At 35.1% G+C, this 2,202-nt stretch carries 2 protein-coding genes; both read right to left on the reverse strand.

Annotation, left to right across the window (positions count from 1 at the left end):
- Positions 1-498: ABC transporter permease (locus tag CI949_RS20055; RefSeq protein ID WP_290769746.1), on the reverse strand; the 498-nt coding region annotated here is incomplete at its 3' end.
- 3 nt (positions 499-501) lie between these two features.
- A partial coding sequence (locus CI949_RS20060; RefSeq protein ID WP_290769749.1) for an ABC transporter substrate-binding protein occupies positions 502-2,202 on the reverse strand: 1,701 nt, incomplete at its 5' end.

The following is a 2,202-nucleotide window of genomic DNA, read 5'->3' on the forward strand; positions in this document are numbered from 1 at the left end:
ATTGATCGGTAGGGGAATATCAAATCTGACAATAGAAAACAAAAGCAGCAGCGCAAAGAAAAAGTTGGGGATGGACAATCCTATAAAAGAAAAAACACTGAATATATTATCCAAAAAACTGTAACGATGGACTGCAGAATAAATACCAATTGGAATAGCAATCCCCCAGCTGATCAGCATAGCAGCAGCAGATAAAAGCAGAGTATTAAACAAGCGACTGCCAATAATTTGAGCTACAGGAATTCGATAGGTAAATGATTCGCCAAGGTTACCCTGTAAAATTTCTTTGAGCCAGGAAAAGTACTGAATAAAAATATTTTGATCTAAACCAAAATCTGCTTCCATTTTCCGAATTAATTCTTCGGAGATATCTGGGTTCATTCTCAAATCATCTAAATAACTACCCGGTGAAAGCTGCATGATGAAAAAAGAGAGAAGAGAGATTGCAAATAAAAGTGGAATAACAACTAGAATGCGCCTAATTATATAATCTCTCATCGTCTAATTCTCCAGATATAGTTCATGAATATTCCAGAGCACTCCACCATAAGCAGTAACTTCAGTATTTTTAAGGCTGTCTCGTACAGCGTAAAGAGAATTAGGAGTTACTGTATAAATCACAGGAAGTTTTTCTGCAACAATTTCCTGAAATTCATTATAGTATTCTTTTCTTTTTTCAAGATCTACAGTCTGGCTTCCTTTGACAAATAATTCATCAATCCGTTTTTCCCATTCGGTAGCTGGTTCTTCCTGGACTGGATTCCACATGTGAAGATGGCCATTAGACATCCAGACATTTGTTCCCTGATGTGGTTCCACTCCACCTGTTAGACCAATCAAAATACTGTCAAAATTCCACTCGCTGCTTAGTTGATTAACCATTTTGTTAAATTCGATTGGGGTTGAATTAACTTTGATGCCTAATTCTCTTAATTCAGAGGCTATTATATTAACTAAAGACTCACGCACATTATTACCAGCATTGGTAACCATGGTAAATTCAACTTTGTTATTATTAGCGTCCAGGAGTTCACCATTTTCATTCCATTTAAAGCCGCCTTTTTCTAGTTCTTCTCTTGCTTTTTCGAGATTATATGGATATCTTTTTACACCTTCATTTAAATATACTTTATTTGCAATACTTATGGGGCTCCACTGTTTTGTTCCCTGACCTGCCAAAGCTTGATTAATCATAGTTTCTTTATCAAAAGCATGGGCAATAGCCCTTCTAAAATTAAGATTTGTAAACCACTCATATTTATAAGGCTCATCCTCCAAATTAGGATTACGGGGATTCATATTAAAAACTAAAAAATTAGTGCTAAAAGTTGGTCCAGCATCTACAACAGAAAAATTATTGTTTTCAGATTCTGCTTTTATTCTGCGGTAATCAATTCCTCTGACAGACAAATAATGAGTTTGACCTTTTTCAAACAGCAGTGATTCGGTCTCCTGGCTTTCAGCAATAACTCTAATCCATCTATTAATATAGGGTAGTGTTTTGCCGTTTGGATCTTGACGCCAGTAGTAATTGTTTTTTTCCATTACTACTCTTTCTCCATTTTTGTAATCTACTAATTTAAATGGTCCAGTACCAACGATTTCGGCAGGATCAGTATTAATTCCCCAGCTGTTATTAAATTCGCCCTTTTCCCAGGCTTCATTAAGTTTGTGTTTGGGAATGATTGGGGCCGTCATATTATTTAAAAATGGAGCAAAACTTTCTGGTAAAGTAAATTGAACAGTGTATTTATCAATTTTTTTGTATACTGGAAATTCACCATTAACTTTCAAAACATCACGACTGCTGGTGGGAATATTCTCATCTTTAATTACATCAAAGGTAAAAATTACATCATCGGCTTTAAATTCTTTTCCATCACTCCACTGAACTCCTTCTCTTAAATAAAAAGTATATTTTCTACCATCTTCAGAGATATCCCAACTTTTAGCCAGCTCAGGCTCATATTCAGTAGTGACCCCATTACGGGTTACTAAGCCTTCAAAAATATAGCCATCAGTAATAGTAGAAGAAGATGTTTCTTTAGCAATAATTGTATTAAATGTTTTTGGATCACCCAGTAAAGTTGTAATCAGAGTTCCTCCGTGCTGCCCCTGTTCTTTTTCTGAAATCCAGGGGTCTTTTAATTCTGCGGCTGCGCTGATATTAAAAATAAATAGAATTAATATTAATATTAATAT

It is taken from the genome of Halanaerobium sp. (genome assembly GCF_003070835.1).